Annotated in this window: 15 protein-coding genes; 9 read left to right on the top strand and 6 right to left on the bottom strand. The window is 73.7% G+C overall.

Annotated elements, in window-relative coordinates:
- Positions 1 to 333 precede the first annotated feature (333 nt).
- On the bottom strand, positions 334 to 4095 hold the full coding sequence (locus ACN9M0_RS28840; RefSeq protein ID WP_426404434.1) for a S8 family peptidase: 3762 nt from the start codon (positions 4093 to 4095) through the stop codon (positions 334 to 336).
- Between the two features lie 232 nt (positions 4096 to 4327).
- Between ACN9M0_RS28840 and ACN9M0_RS28835 the strand changes: the two genes are divergently transcribed.
- The 4 genes from ACN9M0_RS28835 to ACN9M0_RS28820 all read left to right on the top strand — a co-directional run bounded on the left by ACN9M0_RS28835 (position 4328) and on the right by ACN9M0_RS28820 (position 6883).
- On the top strand, positions 4328 to 5311 hold the full coding sequence (locus ACN9M0_RS28835; protein WP_366040308.1) for a helix-turn-helix domain-containing protein: 984 nt from the start codon (positions 4328 to 4330) through the stop codon (positions 5309 to 5311).
- A 69-nt stretch (positions 5312 to 5380) separates the two neighbouring features.
- Complete coding sequence (locus ACN9M0_RS28830; protein WP_366040307.1) at positions 5381 to 5815, top strand: hypothetical protein; 435 nt, start codon at positions 5381 to 5383, stop codon at positions 5813 to 5815.
- A 79-nt stretch (positions 5816 to 5894) separates the two neighbouring features.
- Complete coding sequence (locus ACN9M0_RS28825; RefSeq protein ID WP_366040306.1) at positions 5895 to 6377, top strand: DUF456 domain-containing protein; 483 nt, start codon at positions 5895 to 5897, stop codon at positions 6375 to 6377.
- Between the two features lie 89 nt (positions 6378 to 6466).
- A complete protein-coding gene (locus ACN9M0_RS28820; RefSeq protein WP_366040305.1) occupies positions 6467 to 6883 on the top strand; it encodes a PPOX class F420-dependent oxidoreductase in 417 nt (138 codons plus the stop codon).
- On the opposite strand, the gene ACN9M0_RS28815 is transcribed toward ACN9M0_RS28820, so the two are convergent.
- The 3 genes from ACN9M0_RS28815 to ACN9M0_RS28805 form a co-directional block, all read right to left on the bottom strand.
- Positions 6844 to 8304, bottom strand: coding sequence for a DNA-3-methyladenine glycosylase 2 family protein (locus ACN9M0_RS28815; RefSeq protein WP_426404433.1), 1461 nt, complete (start codon positions 8302 to 8304; stop codon positions 6844 to 6846). The two genes, ACN9M0_RS28820 and ACN9M0_RS28815, sit on opposite strands and share 40 nt — an antisense overlap.
- Positions 8305 to 8400: 96 nt before the next feature.
- Positions 8401 to 9510 (bottom strand): ribosome small subunit-dependent GTPase A, encoded by a 1110-nt coding sequence (gene rsgA / locus ACN9M0_RS28810; RefSeq protein ID WP_366040303.1) that lies wholly within the window; start codon positions 9508 to 9510, stop codon positions 8401 to 8403.
- Between the two features lie 220 nt (positions 9511 to 9730).
- Positions 9731 to 10735 carry a hypothetical protein gene (locus ACN9M0_RS28805; protein ID WP_366040302.1) on the bottom strand — a complete coding sequence of 335 codons (1005 nt, stop codon included), beginning with the start codon at positions 10733 to 10735 and terminating at the stop codon, positions 9731 to 9733.
- Between the two features lie 181 nt (positions 10736 to 10916).
- Here ACN9M0_RS28805 and ACN9M0_RS28800 point away from each other — a divergent pair, with 181 nt between their 5' ends.
- Positions 10917 to 11339 (top strand): VOC family protein, encoded by a 423-nt coding sequence (locus ACN9M0_RS28800; protein ID WP_366040301.1) that lies wholly within the window; start codon positions 10917 to 10919, stop codon positions 11337 to 11339.
- On the opposite strand, the gene ACN9M0_RS28795 is transcribed toward ACN9M0_RS28800, so the two are convergent.
- Both ACN9M0_RS28795 and ACN9M0_RS28790 read right to left on the bottom strand, forming a co-directional pair.
- Entirely contained in the window at positions 11267 to 12010 is a 744-nt protein-coding gene (locus tag ACN9M0_RS28795) for a helix-turn-helix domain-containing protein (protein ID WP_366040300.1), read from the bottom strand. The two genes, ACN9M0_RS28800 and ACN9M0_RS28795, sit on opposite strands and share 73 nt — an antisense overlap.
- 28 nt (positions 12011 to 12038) lie before the next feature.
- Positions 12039 to 13163 (bottom strand): YihY/virulence factor BrkB family protein, encoded by a 1125-nt coding sequence (locus ACN9M0_RS28790; RefSeq protein WP_366040299.1) that lies wholly within the window; start codon positions 13161 to 13163, stop codon positions 12039 to 12041.
- A 17-nt stretch (positions 13164 to 13180) separates the two neighbouring features.
- Between ACN9M0_RS28790 and ACN9M0_RS28785 the strand changes: the two genes are divergently transcribed.
- The 4 genes from ACN9M0_RS28785 (at position 13181) to ACN9M0_RS28770 (ending at position 17442) form a co-directional block, all read left to right on the top strand.
- Entirely contained in the window at positions 13181 to 14818 is a 1638-nt protein-coding gene (locus ACN9M0_RS28785) for an acyl-CoA dehydrogenase family protein (RefSeq protein ID WP_366040298.1), read from the top strand.
- Positions 14819 to 15185: 367 nt separating this feature from the next.
- Positions 15186 to 16478: a helix-turn-helix domain-containing protein gene (locus ACN9M0_RS28780; protein ID WP_366040297.1), complete on the top strand. Its 1293-nt coding sequence runs from the start codon at positions 15186 to 15188 to the stop codon at positions 16476 to 16478.
- A 93-nt stretch (positions 16479 to 16571) separates the two neighbouring features.
- Positions 16572 to 17141, top strand: coding sequence for a GNAT family N-acetyltransferase (locus tag ACN9M0_RS28775; protein ID WP_399701339.1), 570 nt, complete (start codon positions 16572 to 16574; stop codon positions 17139 to 17141).
- Between the two features lie 217 nt (positions 17142 to 17358).
- On the top strand, positions 17359 to 17442 hold the full coding sequence (locus tag ACN9M0_RS28770) for a putative leader peptide (protein ID WP_351188065.1): 84 nt from the start codon (positions 17359 to 17361) through the stop codon (positions 17440 to 17442).
- The last annotated feature ends 48 nt before the right edge of the window (positions 17443 to 17490 follow it).

Here is a 17490-nt window from a genome sequence, read left to right as displayed (position 1 = left end):
CTGTACGGAGGCCGCGCCCGGTCGCGGGGGCGCCGGGGGCGGGCTCGGGGGTGTCGGGGCGTGCGGTGGTGTGGGGCCCGGTGGGCCCTGCACGGCGCGGGGCGCCGTGTCGAAGTGGTCGTCGAGCGTGTCACCCGAGACCGTCGGGGCCGTGTCCGGCTCCGATTCGTCGTAGAGCTTGTCCCACCAGTTGTCCCCCTGCTGAGTCATGCCCTTATTGTCCACCGCGCACGGCGCCCGAAAACGGGACATCAGGAAAACCGTTGCCGCAAATGGGTGGTCCGCCGGGCGACCCCACCCCCCACGGGAAGGACGCCCGGCGGACCGGCGTGATCAGCGCACGTCGTAGGCGCGGACCACGGTCTGGGTGACGGAGTTGCCGTTGGCGTCCGTCAGTTCGGTCTTCAGGGTGACCTGCTTGCCGGTCGCGCCCGTGTGGTTCACGGTCGCGGTCCAGCCGCCGCCCTGCTGGGAGACCCGCGCTTCGGTCCAGGTCGTACCCCCGTCGTAGGAGTACGAGAGCTTCGCCGAGGTGAGCGCCGCGGGAGTGTAGCCCGCGTGACCCGTCGCGGTGAGGCCGATGTGCTGGCCGTCGGTCGCGGTGAGGGTCTTGAGTCCGTCCTCCGGAAGGTCGTACCGGGGGAAGAGAATCGGGATGCCCTGAGAATAGACGCTCTCGTCAAGCTTGGAGGTGAATTTCCACACCGAGTTGACGGATGTGGAGCGGGCCCACACCTTGCTGCCGATCTTCATGGTGTTCTGTTCGAGCGTGTACGTCCCGGCTTCGGCCGGTACCTCGAAGGCGCCGAACGGCCAGCTGCTCTCGCCGATGAGCTCTCCGTCGCGGCGGAGGCTCAGGTTGCCGATGTCGCCGAAGGAGCCGGGCTCGGCGTAGTGGGTGTTGTCGCCCCACATGGCGTTCGCGAAGCCGATGAGGTTGCCCTGCCGCTCGGCGGCGAGGACCGGCTCGCCGGTGGTGTCGCGCGGGGCGGTGGGGGCGATGACGCCGTCGTACCACTTCTCGGTGCGCTTCTCGCCGGGCGTGTACGCGTGGCGTGCGCCGATCATGATCTCCCCGAACGGGAAGCTGCTGTTGACCATCTGCTGCCAGGCGGTGTCACCGGCGGAGTAGTACTCGGTGCGGGTGCCGGGCGCGGGGACGGTCTCGAGCGAGCCGAAGGAGATGCCGACGCCGTCGGGGCGGTAGGCGGCCGGGAAGTCCGTGAAGTCGGTGGTGATGCCGGCCGAGCCGTAGGTCGAGTCCGTGCGGCCCAGTTGGGCGTCGCGGACCCGGTACTCCTTGTCGTCGCGGATCGCGCGGGTCTCGGGGAAGGCGAGGTTGTAGAGGTACGGGCTCTTCGCGGTGGCCTGCCAGGCGAGGGTGACCTCGCCGGCCGCCAGCCTGCCGAGGAGCGCGGTCGCCTCGGTGGACGGGACGGAGAGGACGGGGAGGCCGAGGCCGGTGAACCCGCCCGCCGGGTACCAGCGGCCGGGGGCCGAGTGGTACGTGACGAGGGCGACGGCGCCGGCGGCCTTGGCGTTCCGCGCGAGGACGCCCACGGAGCTGGAGTCGTCCGGGAGCCGGACGAGGGCGACGCGGCCCTGGACGCCGGCGGCCTTCAGCTCGTCGGGGGTGCCCGTTCCGGCGTCGACGAGGCGGGCGGAGCCGGTGCCGTCGAGGTTGTCGGAGCCGAGGGTGGCGGTCAGCGGGTGCAGGGTCAGGCCGTCGCCCGTGCGCAGCGAGGTGATCTGCGGGGCCGCGGCGCGCCAGTAGCTGCCGAACTCGAAGTCGCCCTCGTCGGCCGCGCCTTCGACCGAGGCGTAGTAGCCGCGGATGGTGCGCGGTCCCGCCGCGGTTCCGGCGTGCAGCCAGAAGTCGTCCCAGGAGCGGGAGAACGCCAGGGTGGCGCCGCGGAGTTCGGAGGCCTGGTCGGTCTTCACCGACAGCTTGTGGGCCTTGCGGGCGTCGAGGACGACGGTGGTGTCCTTCTTCAGCTCCACCTGCGGGCGGCCGAGGTAGCTGAGCGAGTCGTTCAGCGTGGCGCCCTCGCCCGCGTCGGGCGTGGTGACGAAGGAGGAGAGGAAGTAGCTGCCGGGGCGCAGGCGGTAGACCTGGTCGGCGGCGCCTTCGTTGAAGCGGCGCTCGCCGCTGGCGTCGTCGGTGCCGATGACGTCGAGGGAGGAGGCGCCGGAGGCCGGCTTGCCCTGACGGTCGATCAGTTCGACGCGCAGGGTGACGGTCTCGGGCTCCACGTAGAGCGAGAACGGGGTGGAGAGGTGGATGCCGCCCTTGCCGGTGGCGACGACACGGCCGGTGACGTCGCCGTACTGGGCGCGCTCCAGGCGGGCGTCGGGGTCGAGGGCGAGCGGGACCTCGACGGTGGCGCCGGCCGGGACGGTGACGGTGCGCTCACCGAGGCGGGCGACCGCGGACCGGACTGCGGAGCCGTCGTTGCCGGTGACCTTCTCGACGGCCAGGTCGAGGGTGACGGGCGCGTCGGAGGTGTTGGTGTACGGCACGGAGACCGTGGTGCGGTCGCTCTTGTCCTGCGGCCAGTCGAAGGTGCCGCCCTGGACGGCGGGGGCGCCGAGGACGGTCTGGTCGATGGCGGCCTTGACGTCGAGGCGGCCGCCGCCGACCTCGCGGACGTCGCCGGGGACGGAGCTGTCTGCGGAGGCGACGAGCGCGGACTTGACCTGCTGGGCGGTCCAGTCGGGGTGGCGCTGCTTGACGATGGCGGCGGCGCCCGCGACGTGCGGGGTGGCCATCGACGTACCGGACATGGACTGGTACGCGTACACGCCCCGGCCGCCTGCCGCGGCGGCGGAGATGCCGACGCCGGGCGCGGCTATCTCGGGCTTGAGGGTGTGGTGGACGATCGTCGGGCCGCGGCTGGAGAACCACGCGGTGGAGTCGTCGCGGTCGGTGGCGCCGACGGTGAGCACGCTGGGCGCGCAGCCGGGCGAGGAGACCGTGTTGTGGGTGGGGCCCGAGTTGCCGGCGGCGATGACGAACAGCGTGCCCTCGTTCTGGGCGAGTTCCTCGGCCGCGGCGCTCATCGGGTCGGTGCAGTCGGTGGGTACGGTGCTGCCGAGGCTCATCGAGACGACGTCGGCGCCCTGCGCGACGGCCCACTCCATGCCCGCGATGATCCAGGAGGCGGCGCCGGAGCCGGAGTCGTTGAGGACCTTGCCGTTGAGGAGGTCCGCGCCGGGGGCGACGCCCTTCTTCCTGCCGTCGCTGGCGGCGCCGGAGCCGCCGACGGTGGAGATGGTGTGGGTGCCGTGGCCCTGGCGGTCGCCGGTGGTCTCGGAGTCGGTGAAGTTCTCCGAGGCGGCGATGCGGCCCTTGAGGTCGGGGTGCTCGGCGTCGGCGCCGGTGTCGAGGACGGCGACCTTGGTGCCCTTGCCGTCGTAGCCGGCGGCCCAGGCCTCGGGGGCGTGGATCTGCTTCGTCGACTGCTCCAGGGTGGCTTGGACCTTACGGTCGAGCCAGAGCTTCTTCAGGCCGGATGCGGAGCGGGCGGCCGGGGCGCCGACCTCCGCCCAGAAGGTGGCGGCCTGCTTCTTCTCCGCCTTGAGCGCGACGCCGTCGACGGCCTTGAGGACCTGGCCGCGCCTGGCGCCGCGCGGGGCGGCGGGTACGGAGCGGGCGAGGTCGGAGCCGTAGACCGCGATGAGGGGGACCGTGGTGGTGGAGGCGTCGTCGTAGCCCTGGCGGATCAGGCCGGTGACGTTGAAGAGCTCCTCGTCGACGCGTCCGGCGGCGAGCGCGGCGGTGGCGTCCTCGGGGTAGACGTACAGGTCCTGGCCGGAGCGGCGGGTCTGGACCAGGGGGACGGTCCCGTCCTCGCGGGGCAGGGCCGTGGCCGCCGGGTTGCCCTCGGCGTCCCGGGTGACCAGGACGCGGTCGCCGGTGATCAGGGTCACCGTGGCGGTCCTGGCGCCGGCGCGGGCCGGGGCCTCACTGCCGACCAGCGGTCGCTCGGCGGTCGTGCCGTCCTGCGGCTCATCGGCCATGGACGGCGCGACCGCGGTGACGGCCAGGACGACGGCGGTCGCCGCCCCCAGGGCCGTACGCGAAATCGGACGCATCGCTCTCCCCATCTGAATCCGGAAAAAGGGCATAAGACACCCTTCGCCGAAGGCTGTTGGTGCTGCGGTGGCGCCACATTGGCAGAGGTGAGGGCGGTACAGGGATGATGGGAGAGGCGGGAATACGCCGTGGCCGTTTCCCGCCAGGTCACCAACGGAACGAATGCCTCCGGTGAACGTCCCTGGAAGATCCGGGACGCCCGCCGGGGGTACGGCGAGGGGTGGGGCATCCATGCTGGGAGCGATAGGACTCGACGAGCGCCAGGAGTCCGCGTACCGCGCACTGGTCGCGCTGGGCGCGGCCGAGGTCACCGACCTCGCCCACCGGCTCGCCCTGCCCGAGCGGGACACCGAGCGGGCGCTGCGCCGCCTGGAGTCGCAGGGGCTCGCCGCCCAGTCCTCGGCCCGCACCGGCCGCTGGGTCGCGGCCCCGCCCGGGGTCGCGCTCGGCGCGCTGCTGACCCAGCAGCGGCACGAGCTGGAGCAGGCCGAGCTGGCGGCCAAGCTGCTCGCCGAGGAGTACCGGGCGGAGGCGGCGGAGGGGGCCGTTCACGACCTGGTGGAGGTGGTGACCGGCCACAGCGCGGTGACCCATCGCTTCCTCCAGCTCCAGCTGGGCGCGCAGGAAGAGGTCTGCGCCCTGGTGACGGGCAAGCCGATCGCGGTCTCCGGCCTGGAGAACGACGCGGAGGAGCAGGCCGCCGGGCGGGGGGTGCGCTACCGGGTGGTGATCGAGCGCGAGGTGCTCACGCTCCCGACGGGCCTGCTGGAACTGTCGGCGGCGCTCGGCCGCGAGGAGCGGATCCGGATCGCGGACCGGGTCCCCACGAAGCTGGTCGTCGCCGACCGGTCCCTGGCCATGGTCCCGCTGACCGGCCGGGGCGCCGAGCCCGCGGCGATCGTCGTGCACGCGAGCGGGCTCCTCGAATCGCTGATGGGCCTCTTCGAGTCGGTGTGGCGGGAGGCGCTGCCACTGCGGCTCGGGGCTGGCGCGCAGATCACCGAGGACGAGGCGCCGGGCCCGGACGTGATGGACCTGGAGATCCTGTCGCTGCTGCTCGCCGGGATGACGGACGCGAGCGTGGCGAAGCAGCTGGACCTGGGCCTGCGGACCGTGCAGCGGCGGGTGAAGGGGCTCATGGAGCTCACCGGGGTGACGACCCGGCTGCAGCTGGGGTGGCACGCGTACGAGAAGGGCTGGGTCGCCCGCGGCTGAGACAGGGGCGTATGGGAAGGTGAGCGGCCGGTTCCGCATGCACCTTCACCTCAGGAGTACCGCCGCCCCATGAACGGACGACGCCGTCGCGCCCTGCTGGCCACCGTCACCCCGATGCTGGAGCCCGGAGAGCGGGTGGAGGTGACGTGCGTCGTCGGCCTGAACACCGTCTCGGTGCGCCGGACCGCCGCGTTCGGCGTGGCGTCGGCCGTCCTCAGCGGTGGCGCGATGGCGGTGATACCGACGCCGGTCCCGATGTACCTGGCGATGACCGACCGGCGGCTCTTCGTCTTCCGGGCCGATCCGGTGTTCGCGAAGCCCGTGGAGCACACGATGACGATCCCGCGGGACGGCCTGTTCCGCTCGGAGATCAAGGAACGGATCCTGAACTCCTCCTTCGTCCTCTCCTCGTCGTACAGCGAGACCGGCCTGAAGATCATCTTCCCGTTGATCAGCCGCAAGGAGCGGAATCTCGTGGCCGCCGCCCTGCCCCTGGCGGCCTGACCGCCCCCCTCCCCTCCCCCGTAACCCGTCCGCCCCGCGCGACCTGCGGGAATCCGCATCATCGTGCACCCTGGGCAGCGTGGGTGTGTGGCAGCTCCTGATGATCGCGACGGTGATGCTGCTCGGTCTGTTCGGGGTTCTGGCCCCCGGCGTGCCGGGGACGTGGCTGGTGTGGGCGGCGATGCTCTGGTGGGCGCTGCACGAGCGGACGGACCTGGCCTGGATCCTGCTCGCCTCCTCGACCGGCCTGCTGCTCCTCACCCAGGTGATCGTCTGGCAGCTGCCGCCGCGCCGGATCCGGGGCGTCGGGATCACCCGGCGGATGGTGACGTACGCGGGGGTGGGCGCCGCCCTGGGCTTCGTCCTCGTCCCGGTGGTCGGCGCGATCCCCGGCTTCGTCGGCGGGATCTACCTCTCGGAGCGGCTCCGGCTCGGCGGCCACGGCCAGGCCAGGGCGGCGACGCGGACGGTGATGCGGGCGGCCGGCACGAGCGTGCTGGTCGAGCTCTTCGCCTGTCTGCTGATCGTGGGCGCCTGGGCGGGCGCGGTCATCTGGGGCTGAGCCCGGTCACAAGTCCTAGGACGGAGGGCGGAGACGGGACCCGTCCCGCTGCCGATCCGCCGGGGTCACGGCCGCGCGATCCTGGGCGTATGAGGGATTTCGAGGGTTTCAGCGAGGCCGAGCGCGCTTATCTCACGGAGGGCCGGAAGCTCGGCCGGATGGCGACCGTCGACCCGTCCGGCCAGCCGCAGGCCAACCCGGTGGGCTTCTTCCCGCAGGACGACGGCACGGTCCTGGTGGGCGGGATGGCGATGGGCCGGACGAAGAAGTGGCGCAACCTGCGACAGAACCCGAAGGTGGCGCTGGTCGTCGACGACCTCGCGAGCGTCCGCCCCTGGCGGGTGCGGGGCGTCGAGATCCGCGGCGAGGCGGAACTCCTCGTGGACCCGCACGCGCTCGGCCCGCACTTCAGCGAGGAGGTCATCCGGATCCATCCGCGCCGGATCCACAGCTGGGGCCTGGAGGACTACGAACCGGAAGGCCCGGAAGCATCCGAAGGCCCGTGAGCCTCGGAAGGCCGGGAAACCTCGGAAGGCCGGGAATCTTCGGAAGGACCGGAAAGACCGGAAGCCTCTGACGGCCCGCAAGGCCCCACGCCCAGGTAGCGCGCCGCGTAGGAGCGCCACGGCCGCCACTCCTCCCTCTGCGGGGTGCCCGCCGGGGGTACGTCGGGGTCGCCGAGGGCCCGCATCCGGATCAGCGCGGCGGCCTCGGCGGTCACCCCGGGGACGGCGAGCAGGGCCTGCTCGGCCTCGTCGCGGTCGGCGCCGGGGTCGAGGCGTACGGCTCCGTCGGCGAGGGCGCGGGCCAGCGGCCCCGCGACGGGGTGGCCGGTGAGGGCGGCGGGCTCGGGGAAGACATGGGTGAGGGTTCCGCAGGCGGTGGCCAGCGGGGTGCCGTACCGCTCGACGAGCCGGGCGGACTCCTCGGCGCCGAGGACCGTCCGCAGCGCGAACTCCTCGGGCTCGGCCGTGCCCGGGGAGCGCACGCCCGGCCTGGCGGCCACCTCGGCGGCGAGCCCGGGGGTGGCCCCGAGGCGCTCGGCGACCGCGTACGGGTCGGCGTCGAGGTCGAAGAGGCGGCGCAGCCGGTGCACGGCGGTGGTCAGGTCGCGCAGGTCGGTGAGGTGGATCCGGGCCTCCAGCCAGCGCCCGCGGGAGCGCTCGTCGACGGAGACGACGCCCGTCCCGTACGGGAGGCGGAGCGTCCGCCGGTAGGTGCGGGCGCCGGGCGCGCCGACGACCTCCTCCACGTGGGACACGGCCTCGGCGGCGAGCAGGTCGAAGACCTCGCCGGCGGCGTACGGGCCCCGGTGGGCGAGCCGGAGCGGCACCCCGGCGGCGAGCGCGGTCCGGGCTCCCGCGCCGCTGCCCGCCTCGGCGCGCAGGGCGGTGGGGGTGCGGGCGTAGACGCCGCGGATCGTCTCGTTGAACTGGCGGACGCTGGCGAATCCGGCCGCGAAGGCGATCTCGGTGACGGGCAGCCCAGTGGTCTGGAGCAGCAGCCGCGCGGTGTGCGCCCGCTGGGCGCGGGCGAGCGCGACGGGTCCGGCGCCCAGCTCGGCGGTGAGCTGACGCTGCACCTGCCGGGTGCTGTAGCCGAGGCGGCCGGCGAGCCCGGGCACGCCTTCGCGGTCGACGACGCCGTCGCCGATCATCCGCATCGCACGCCCGACGACATCGGCCCGTACGTTCCACTCGGCCGAGCCGGGGACGGCGTCCGGCCGGCAGCGGCGGCAGGCACGGAAGCCGTGCCCCTGGGCGGCGGCCGCCGTCGGGTAGAACGAGACGTTCTGCCGCTTGGGGGTGACGGCGGGGCAGCTGGGCCGGCAGTAGATCCCGGTGGTCCGGACGCCGAAGAAGAACTCTCCGTCGAACCGCGCGTCCCTGCTGCTGACCGCCTCGTAGCGGGTGTCGTCGTCTCCCATGGGTTCCAGTGTGCGGGCCCCGACACCCCCCGGCTCGCGGTTTTCGGACACCGCGCTCCGGCGGGGGTCGGACAGCGCACTCGCCCCCGGCAGGGGCTACCGGAGCCGGCCCTCGCGCTTGAACTCCATCTGGGCGCGACCGCCCGCGCCCATCCGCTTCCACTCCTTGAGCATCTCGGAGCGCATCCGGGCGTCGGTCTTGGCCACGATCCGCCGGTTCTCGCGGATCAGCTTGCGGTAGCTCTCCAGGCGGCGCACGGGCAGCGAGCCGTCCTCGATCGCCGCCGCCACCGCGCAGCCCGGCTCGGACTCGTGGGCGCAGTCGTGGAAGCGGCAGTCCCCGGCCAGCTCCTCGATCTCGGAGAAGACCTGGCCGACGCCCGCCTCGGCGTCCCAGAGCCCGACGCCGCGCAGTCCGGGGGTGTCGATGAGGACTCCCCCGCCGGGCAGCACGAAGAGGTTGCGGGTGGTCGTGGTGTGGCGGCCCTTGCCGTCGACGTCGCGGGCGGCCTGGACGTCCATCACGTCCTCGCCGACCAGCGCGTTGGCCAGGGTCGACTTACCGGCGCCGGAGACGCCGAGCAGCACGGTCGTGCCGCCCGCGATCGTCGCGGCGAGCACGTCGATCCCCTCCCCCGTGGCGGAGCTGACGGGCACCACCTGCACGCCGGGCGCGACCGTCTCCACGTCCTCGACGAGGTAGGAGAGCCCGACCGGGTCGGGCACGAGGTCGGCCTTGCTGAGGACGACGGTCGGCTGGGCGCCGGACTCCCAGGCCAGGGCGAGGAAGCGTTCGATCCGGCCGAGGTCGAGCTCGACGGCGAGCGAGACCGTGATGACGGCGTGGTCGACGTTGGCCGCGAGGATCTGCCCCTCGGACCGCTTGGACGAGGTGGAGCGCGCGAAGGCCGTACGGCGCGGCAGGCACGCCCGTACGTAACGGGGGTCGCCGGCGTCCGCCGGGTCGACGGCGGCCCAGTCGCCGGTGCAGACGACCCGCAGCGGGTCGTGCGGGGTCACGAACGCCGTGTCGGCGCGGATGACTCCTTCGGCGGTGGCGACGTCGCACTGGCCGCGATCGACGCGGATGACCCGCCCCGGGACGAGTCCCTGGGCGGCGTAGGGCGCGAAGGCGCCGGCCCAGCCGGAGTCCCAGCCGTGGGCGTCGAGGGAGGAGGAAGAGACGGGGGAAAGCGGGAAAGACAAGGGGGACCCTTCACAGGGCGGCCCCGGCGCTGAAAGACGGAAGAGTGAGGTCAGCCGGTGGCCGCGGAGGTGGTGTGGATGAACATCCGCGTGTGGGCGAGGCCCTTCGTGACGACAGCCATCAGTCACACCTCCTGTGTGTCTTTCGCGATCGCACCCGTGCGCGATCTTGTGCGTGATCCACCGTAGCCGGAGCGGTCCGAGGCCGCCACGGGTTATTTCAGGCCACGGCGAGCAGGGTCACGAGCGCCGTCGTGAGCACTCCGGTGAGCAGCAGGACCGGAGTGCCCGGGGGCGGGGACCAGAGGCGCGGGGCGGTGACCGGGTCCTCGGTGCGGGCGGCGGCGCGGGCCCGGGCCAGTTCGGCGGCGGGCGGGTCCTGCGGGAGGTCGACGAGCCAGGGGCGGCGGGGGTCGTGCCGGACGAGGGCGGCGCGGTGGACCCGTACGTCCTGGAGGTCGAGCGGGTGCTCTACCTCGATCCGGTACGGGGCGCCCCGCTCGGGCCGTACGGTCAGGTCGAAGACGAAGGCGGTCCCGCGGGTGGTGAGGGCGTTCAGCCGGGCGGGCGCGTGGGCGGCCCCCTCGTCGGGAACGGGTCCGTGGGCCACGCCGGGGCGGTGGCGCAGCCGCGCCGAGCCGAGTGCGACGAGCAGGGCGATGGTGCCGTCGAGGCCGAGCATCATGATCCAGCGCGGCCCGTCGAGGGCGCCGTGCACGAGTGCGGTGGCCGCGAGGGTCCCCGGGACGGCCGCGAAGAGGGTGGTCGGTGCGACGAGCAGGCGCAGCAGGGCGGGCACGGCCGGGCGGGCACGCGGGCGCGTGGACTCGTCCTCCTCCGCCGTCGGCCGGCGGCGTACGGCCCGCACCGCTCCGGCCATCACGAGGACGACGCCGAGCGCGGCGAGGGCGTACGCGGCGACGATCGCGTGGTCGTCCTCGCGGCGCACGAGGAGCCCGAAGGCGGCGAGGAGCGCGGCGACACCGGCACCGCCGAGGCCGAGGAGGGGGGCGGCGAGCACGGCGGCGGCGAGCGCCGAGGGCACCGCGAGGAAGAGCGCCCCGCCCGCGAGGTCGTTGGTGCCGCAGCCCTCGGAGTCGCAGTCCCAGCGCACGCGCGAGTGCTCGGTGGCGTACACGTGGAAGAGGTACCAGGTCTGCCAGAACAGCAGGACGGCCGCCGCGGCCCAGGGCCAGGACGTCCGTCCGTACGCGCGCGTGCTCATGGCCCGACCGTAGCCCGAGGGCCGGAGGGTGCGGGAGACGGGGTGCCGCGGGGATCGGAGGGCGCGGCCGGATCCCGGACGGTGCGGCCGGCGGGGTGCCGCGTGGCCGACCCACGGGGGGCCGGGTCCCGCGTCCGATTCGTACAAGACCGGCCGCGCACGCCGTGCCTACCGTCCCGTCATGGACACAGCACCCCGCATCACTCCTCGTTTCGACCTCGTCGGCCTCGTCGTCTCGGACATGGCCGCCTCGCTCGCCTTCTACCGGCGCCTCGGCCTGGACGTGCCGGCCGGGGCCGAGTCCGCCCCGCACGTGGAGGCGGCGCTGCCCGGCGGGCTGCGGATCGCCTGGGACACGGAGGACGTCGTCCGTTCCTTCGATCCCGGCTGGACGCGGCCCGCGGGCGGCAACCGGGTCGAGCTCGCCTTCCGGTGCGGTTCGCCGGCGGACGTGGACGCGGTGTACGAGGAGCTGGTCGCCGCCGGACACCGCGGGCATCTGAAGCCCTGGGACGCGTTCTGGGGGCAGCGTTACGCGGTGGTCCTGGACCCGGACGGCAGCGGGGTCTCGCTCTTCGCCGACGCGCCCACCGAGAGCGCGTAGGCGCCGAGGGTCGTGCCGGCCAGGGCACGGGTCTCGCGGGCGAGGTGGGCCTGGTCGGCGCAGCCCGCGCGCAGGGCGGCCTCGGCGAACGGCACTCCGGCGCGGACCAGGGCGAGCGCGCGCTGGAGGCGCAGGACGCGGGCGAGGGTCTTGGGGCCGTAGCCGAAGGCGTCCAGGGAGCGCCGGTGGAGCTGCCGGGCGCCGAGCCCGACCGCCTCGGCCGTCTCGGCGACCGGCCGGCCGGCCGCGAGGCGCGCCACGACGGCCCGGAGCAGCGGATCGGGTCCGGGGGCCCGGGCGGCCCGGCGCAGGACGAGCTCCTCCAGGGCGGCGGCCGGGTCGGGGGCCTCGGTGATCCGTTCGCCGAGCCGCCGCGCCTCCGCCTCGCCCCACAGCGCACCGAGGGCGACCCGCCGGTCGCGGAGTTCGCGGGCGGGGACGCCGAGGAGGCCGGGGGCGTCACCGGGGGCGAAGCGGACGCCCGCGTAACGCGCGGCGAACTCGCCCGGTACGTACGCGCGTGTGTCGGGTCCGGCGACGAGGAGGCTCCCGTCGGCCCAGATCAGGTCCATGCAGCCGTCGGGCAGGACGGGCCGCTCCGCCGCCGGGCCTGCGGCGGTCCGGGTCCACAGCACGGCTCCGTCGAGCAGGGCGGGGCGCTCCTCGTACATCCTTCGAGCGTAAGGCTGCGAAGGAGGGTCAGTCCTTCTCCCAGCCCGAGTGGAGGCGGGACTTCACGTCGTCCGGGGGCAGGAACTTCGACCAGCGCTCGGGGAACTCGGAGGGCATGTCCGGGTCGTCCTCGTCGACGTCATCCGCCTCGGCCCGCACGCGGGCCACGAGTTCGGCGGCCTGGACGGCGCGGGCCCGCTCGTTGGCCTCGCGGGCGGCGGCCGTGGCGACGGAGGGCCAGACGCGGTCGATGGCGGCGTTCACGGCGGCCCCGACGAGGACCGCGAAGGCCGAGATGCCGATCCAGAGGAGGACGGCGATGGGGGCGGCGAGGGAGCCGTAGATGGTCGGGCCCTCGACCTGGCTGGTCAGGTAGACGCGCAGCAGGAAGCTGCCGAGGACCCACATGCCGAGCGCGACGAGGGCGCCGGGGATGTCCTCGATCCAGGGCGATCTGACCGGCACGGACACGTGGTAGAGCGTGGTGAGGAAGGCGATGGACAGCAGGATGACGGCCGGCCAGTAGAGGACGGCGACGACCTCGGTGCCCCAGGGGACGAGCTCGACGACCCGGTCGGGGCCGACGACGGCCAGGGGCAGGACGACGGCTCCGATGAGCAGCGCCACGATGTAGAGGAGCAGCGCGAGGAGCCGGGTCTTGACGATGCCTCGGCGCCCGTCGAGTCCGTACATGACCGTGATGGTGTCGATGAAGACGTTCACCGCGCGCGAGCCCGACCAGAGGGCGATGGCGAAGCCGAGGGAGATCAGCTCGGGCCGTTTGCCCTGGGTGATGTCGTCGAGGAGGGGCTCGGCGATCTGGTGGACGCCCCGGTCGGAGAGGACCGTGCCGGCCGCGTGGAGGATGTTCTCCCGGATGCTGGCGACGGTGTCGGTGTTGGTCCAGTCGTCGGCGTAGCCGAGGACGGCGATCAGGCCGAGGAGGAGCGGCGGCAGGGACAGCAGGGTGAAGAACGCGGCCTCGGCGGCGAGGCCGAGGATCCGGTACTCGATGCACGAGTTGACGGTGTCCTTGAGGAGCAGCCAGGCCATCTTCCGCTTCGAGACGTTGCGGTAGAGGACGCGCGCGCGGTGGAGCCTGCTCCAGGGCCGCCGCTCGGGCCGTTCGGGTGTTTCTCTTGCTGCCTGCACCTGCTTACCGTATCGGCATGGCAGCGAGCACCCACACCGTGACCAACCAGGCTCCGCCCCTGACGGGATACGACGTCTTCACGAGCGACCTGGCGCTCGCGGAGGCGGTCGGGCGGCACCTCGCGCCGGAGCTCCTGGAGGAGGTCCGCGAGGAGCTGAGCCTGCTCGGCCGGGCGACCGGATCGGCGCAGGTACGGGAGTGGGGTGAGCAGGCGAACGAGCATCCGCCCCGGCTGCGGACCCACGACCGGTACGGCCACCGGATCGACGAGGTCGAGTTCCATCCGGCCTGGCACCGGCTCCTGGGGCGGTCCGTGTCGGCCGGACTGACGCACGCGTGGGGCCGTCCGGGTGGTCATGTGCGACGGGCCGCCGGGTTCCTGGTGGCGTCGCAGGCGGAGGCGGGGCACGGCTGTCCGCTGTCGATGACGCACGCGGCGGTGCCGGCGCTGCGGGCCGAGCCGGAGCTCGCGGCGGTCTGGGAACCGGCGGCCCTCTCCCACGTGTACGAGCGGGGGCTGCGTCCGGTCGCGGAGAAGCCCGGCGTGCTGCTCGGCATGGCGATGACGGAGAAGCAGGGCGGCAGCGACGTCCGGTCGAACACGACGGAGGCCCGGCCCCTCGCGGCCGACGGCGCGTACGTCCTGACGGGGCACAAGTGGTTCTGCTCGGCGCCGATGTCGGACGGGTTCCTGGTCCTCGCGCAGGCCCCGGCGGGGCTCACGTGCTTCCTGGTGCCCCGGGTGCTCGCGGACGGCTCGCGCAACGCCTTCGCGATCCAGCGGCTGAAGGACAAGCTGGGCAACCGGTCGAACGCCTCGGCCGAGGTGGAGTTCGACGGGACGACCTGGGCGCACCGCGTCGGCGAGGAGGGGCGCGGGATCCGGACGATCATGGGGATGGTGGCGGCGACCCGGCTCGACTGCGTGCTCGGCTCGGCGGCGCTGATGCGGCAGGCGGTGGCGCAGGCCGTGCACCACGCCTCGTACCGCTCGGCCTTCGGCGGACCGCTCGTCGAGAAGCCCCTGATGCGGAACGTGCTCGCCGATCTCGCCCTGGAATCGGAGGCGGCGACGGTCCTGGGACTGCGGCTGGCCGCCGCGTACGACTCCGGGACCCCGGCCGAGCTGGCCCTGCTCCGCATCGCCGTGCCGGCGGCGAAGTACTGGGTGACGAAGCGGTGTACGCCCTTGGTGGCGGAGGCGCTCGAATGCCTGGGCGGCAACGGGTACGTGGAGGAGTCGGGGATGCCCCGGCTGCTGCGGGAGTCGCCGCTCAACTCGGTCTGGGAGGGCTCGGGGAACGTGCAGGCGCTCGACGTGGTGCGGGCGCTGCGGACCGAGCCCGCCGCCCTGGACGCGCTGCTCCGGGAGGTCGGGGCGGCGCGGGGCGCCGACCACCGGCTCGACCGGGCGATCCGGGGCCTGCTCGTCGAACTGGCGGACCTGGAGGGGATCGAGGCGCGGGCGCGGCGGCTGACGGAACGGCTGGCGCTGGTGCTCCAGGGCTCGCTGCTGGTGCGCTGGGCTCCGCCGGAGGTGGCCGACGCGTTCTGCGCGGCGCGGCTCGGCGGGGACGGCGGCGCGGCGTTCGGGACGCTCCCGCACACGCTGGACCTCCGGGCCCTGGTGGAGCGGGCGCGGGTGGTGATCTGAGGGGGCGTACGGAAGTGCTGTGCAGCGCGGACCGGGCGTGAACGGCCACGTGCTGTGCCGCGCGGATCGTGGTGTCAACGGTCAAGTGCTGAGCCGCGCGTACCAGGGGTGGACCTGAGGGGGTGTCGTGCCGCATCAGGCCGGCACGCGCGGAAAAGCGGGGGTGGTGCTGCGCCGACACGGCACCACCCACCGCTTCGACCACCTTCGCCCAGGGGGCCGGACCATCGCCAGAGTTGCAAAGGGTTGCAGGATTACCCGAACCGGGCCTCGCCGGGCGGTCCCGGACGGCACGATGGGCACCGACACTCCGGACATCTGCCCTGTGCAGAACCGATACAGCACCCCGGGTGGCTGGGAGAGACCGATGAAGAACACGCAGCTCGACATGAAGCGGCTCGCCACCATGGACGCCGCCCAGGCCACCCGGCTGCTGCACCGGGTGCGCGAGGAGACCCTGGCGGGCCGGAGGCCGCCGATCGCGCCCCGCCCGGTGATCGACGCGTCCTGGCAGCGCATGGCCCGGCTCGGCCTCGACCCGGACCAGGGCACGAGCACGGTGCTGCTCCAGCGCGACGAGCTGGAGGAGCGGCGCAGGACCACGCTCCTCTCCGAGGTGATGCAGACGCTGAGCGGCGGGCTCGCCGGCATCGCCGACGCCTCCCTCCAGATCATGGTGGTCACCGACGAACAGGGCCGGGTGCTGTGGCGCCAGGGTCATCGCGGGGTGCTGCGGCGGGCGAACGGCATCTGTCTGGAGGAGGGCGCGGCCTGGGCCGAACACGCCACCGGGACGAACGCGGTCGGCACGGCCCTCGCGATGGGCCGGGCGGTGCAGGTGCACTCCGCCGAGCACTACGTGCAGGCGCTGCACAACTGGACCTGCGCCGCCGCGCCCGTGCACGATCCGCGCGACCAGCGGCTCCTGGGGATCCTGGACGTGAGCGGTCCCGCGTCCAGCTTCCATCCGGCGATGCTGGCCCTGGTCGGCTCGGTGGCGCAGCTCGCCGAGGCGGAGATGCGGGAGCGGCACCGCGGGTCGATCGAGCGGCTGCGGGCGGTGGCCGCGCCGATCCTGTGCCGGGTGGGCGGCCGGGCCGTCGCGGTGGACCCGCACGGCTGGACGGCGGCGGTGACCGGACTCGCGCCGGTGGACCGGATCGCGCTGCCGAAGTCGTTCCGGGCCGGCCGGGTCTGGCTGCCCTCGCTCGGGGTGTGCGCGGTGGAGCCGCTGCCGGGCGGCTGGCTGCTGCGGGTCGAGGAGGAGACCGTGCCCGAGGAGCCGGACGCGGGGGCGGCGAGCCGGGTGGTGCTCGACCTGAGCCGGCCGCGCCGCTGGACGGTGGCCGTCTCGGGGGTGGCGGGCAGCTGGCAGCAGGAGCTCAGCCCCCGGCACGCGGAGCTCCTCTATGTACTGGCGCTGCACCGGGACGGGCGGACGGCGGCGGAGCTGGCGGACGACGTGTTCGGGGACCGTACGCGGACGGTCACCGTGCGGGCGGAGATGTCCCGGGTGCGGCGGAACCTGGCGGGGGTCCTGGCGCACCGCCCGTACCGCTTCCGGGAGGAGGTCGCGGTGGAGGTCCTGCGCCCGGAGCGTCCGGCGGACCTGCTCCCCCACTCGACGGCCCCGGCTGTCCGGGCCGGGACAGGCGTCTAGAGGGCGTCCAGCATGTGGACACGGGTCTCCCGGGAGGGCCGCCCGCTGCGGACCCCCCTGGGAATCCGGCGCTCCGCATGATGCGATGACCCCATGAGCATCACTCTCACCACCTGGTCCCTCGAGCAGACCTCGCCCTCCGACCTCCGCCCCGCCACCCCGCCGCAGGGCGACGACGTGGCGATCCGGCGCGCCGAGGTGCCCTCGGCGGAGTTCAGCCGCTTCCTCTACACGGCGGTCGGTGGCGACATCCTCTGGACCGACCGGCTGCAGCTGACGTACAAGCAGTGGCAGGAGATCGTGGAGAAGCCGGGCGCCGAGATCTGGGTGGCGTACGACAAGGGGACGCCGGCCGGGTACGTGGAGCTGGACCCCCAGGACGACGGTGCGGTGGAGATCGTCTACTTCGGCCTGATCCCGGCCTTCCGGGGCCGCCGGATAGGCGGGCACCTCCTCTCCTTCGGGGTGGCGCGAGCCTGGGACCTGGCCGAGCGCTGGCCGGAGCGGGAGGCGACGCGGCGCGTCTGGCTGCACACCTGCTCGCTCGACGGACCGCACGCGATGGCCAACTACGAGCGGCGGGGCTTCCGGCTCTTCGACACCAAGGTCGAGGAGACCGAGGAGGCGGAGACCCCCGGCCCCTGGCCCGGCGCGTACGCCTGAGCCACGCCGTACCGACACGGCCGCACCGCCGCACCGCCGCACCGATGCACCGCCGCACCGCCGCACCGCCGCACCGCCGCACCGATGCGCATGAAGGGGCCCTGTTCAGGGCCCCTTTCGCGTGACCCAGACCACACCGTCTCGACCTGCGAGACGACTATGTCCAAATCCTGGACGATGCTGGACTGGGTCCAAAGTCCCGTGACACGCTTCCGTCATGTCTGGAACTGGAATTGCCTTGGTGAGTCGGCGGCACGTCGACCTCGGCCGCATGTCCAGCGCCATCTGTTCGGCGCGCTGAGAGAACCAGCACCGCCGCGATCTCCGCATAGCCCGACTCTGCCCCACC

The organism is Streptomyces sp. R-07 (assembly GCF_049913175.1).
GTDB lineage: Bacteria > Actinomycetota > Actinomycetes > Streptomycetales > Streptomycetaceae > Streptomyces.
Note: the sequence above shows the minus strand (reverse complement) of the source record. Positions and strands in the feature narration are given on the sequence as shown.

Excerpts from the sequence above, each read along its gene's own strand:
- ACN9M0_RS28785 (WP_366040298.1), top strand. The coding sequence starts at position 13,181 with ATGGCAGCGAGCACCCACACCGTGACCAACCAGGCTCCGCCCCTGACG.
- ACN9M0_RS28795 (WP_366040300.1), bottom strand. The coding sequence starts at position 12,010 with ATGTACGAGGAGCGCCCCGCCCTGCTCGACGGAGCCGTGCTGTGGACC.
- ACN9M0_RS28840 (WP_426404434.1), bottom strand. The coding sequence starts at position 4,095 with ATGCGTCCGATTTCGCGTACGGCCCTGGGGGCGGCGACCGCCGTCGTC.
- ACN9M0_RS28775 (WP_399701339.1), top strand. The coding sequence starts at position 16,572 with ATGAGCATCACTCTCACCACCTGGTCCCTCGAGCAGACCTCGCCCTCC.
- ACN9M0_RS28800 (WP_366040301.1), top strand. The coding sequence starts at position 10,917 with ATGGACACAGCACCCCGCATCACTCCTCGTTTCGACCTCGTCGGCCTC.
- ACN9M0_RS28770 (WP_351188065.1), top strand. The coding sequence starts at position 17,359 with ATGTCTGGAACTGGAATTGCCTTGGTGAGTCGGCGGCACGTCGACCTC.
- ACN9M0_RS28780 (WP_366040297.1), top strand. The coding sequence starts at position 15,186 with ATGAAGAACACGCAGCTCGACATGAAGCGGCTCGCCACCATGGACGCC.
- ACN9M0_RS28815 (WP_426404433.1), bottom strand. The coding sequence starts at position 8,304 with ATGGGAGACGACGACACCCGCTACGAGGCGGTCAGCAGCAGGGACGCG.
- ACN9M0_RS28805 (WP_366040302.1), bottom strand. The coding sequence starts at position 10,735 with ATGAGCACGCGCGCGTACGGACGGACGTCCTGGCCCTGGGCCGCGGCG.
- ACN9M0_RS28820 (WP_366040305.1), top strand. The coding sequence starts at position 6,467 with ATGAGGGATTTCGAGGGTTTCAGCGAGGCCGAGCGCGCTTATCTCACG.
- ACN9M0_RS28830 (WP_366040307.1), top strand. The coding sequence starts at position 5,381 with ATGAACGGACGACGCCGTCGCGCCCTGCTGGCCACCGTCACCCCGATG.
- ACN9M0_RS28835 (WP_366040308.1), top strand. The coding sequence starts at position 4,328 with ATGCTGGGAGCGATAGGACTCGACGAGCGCCAGGAGTCCGCGTACCGC.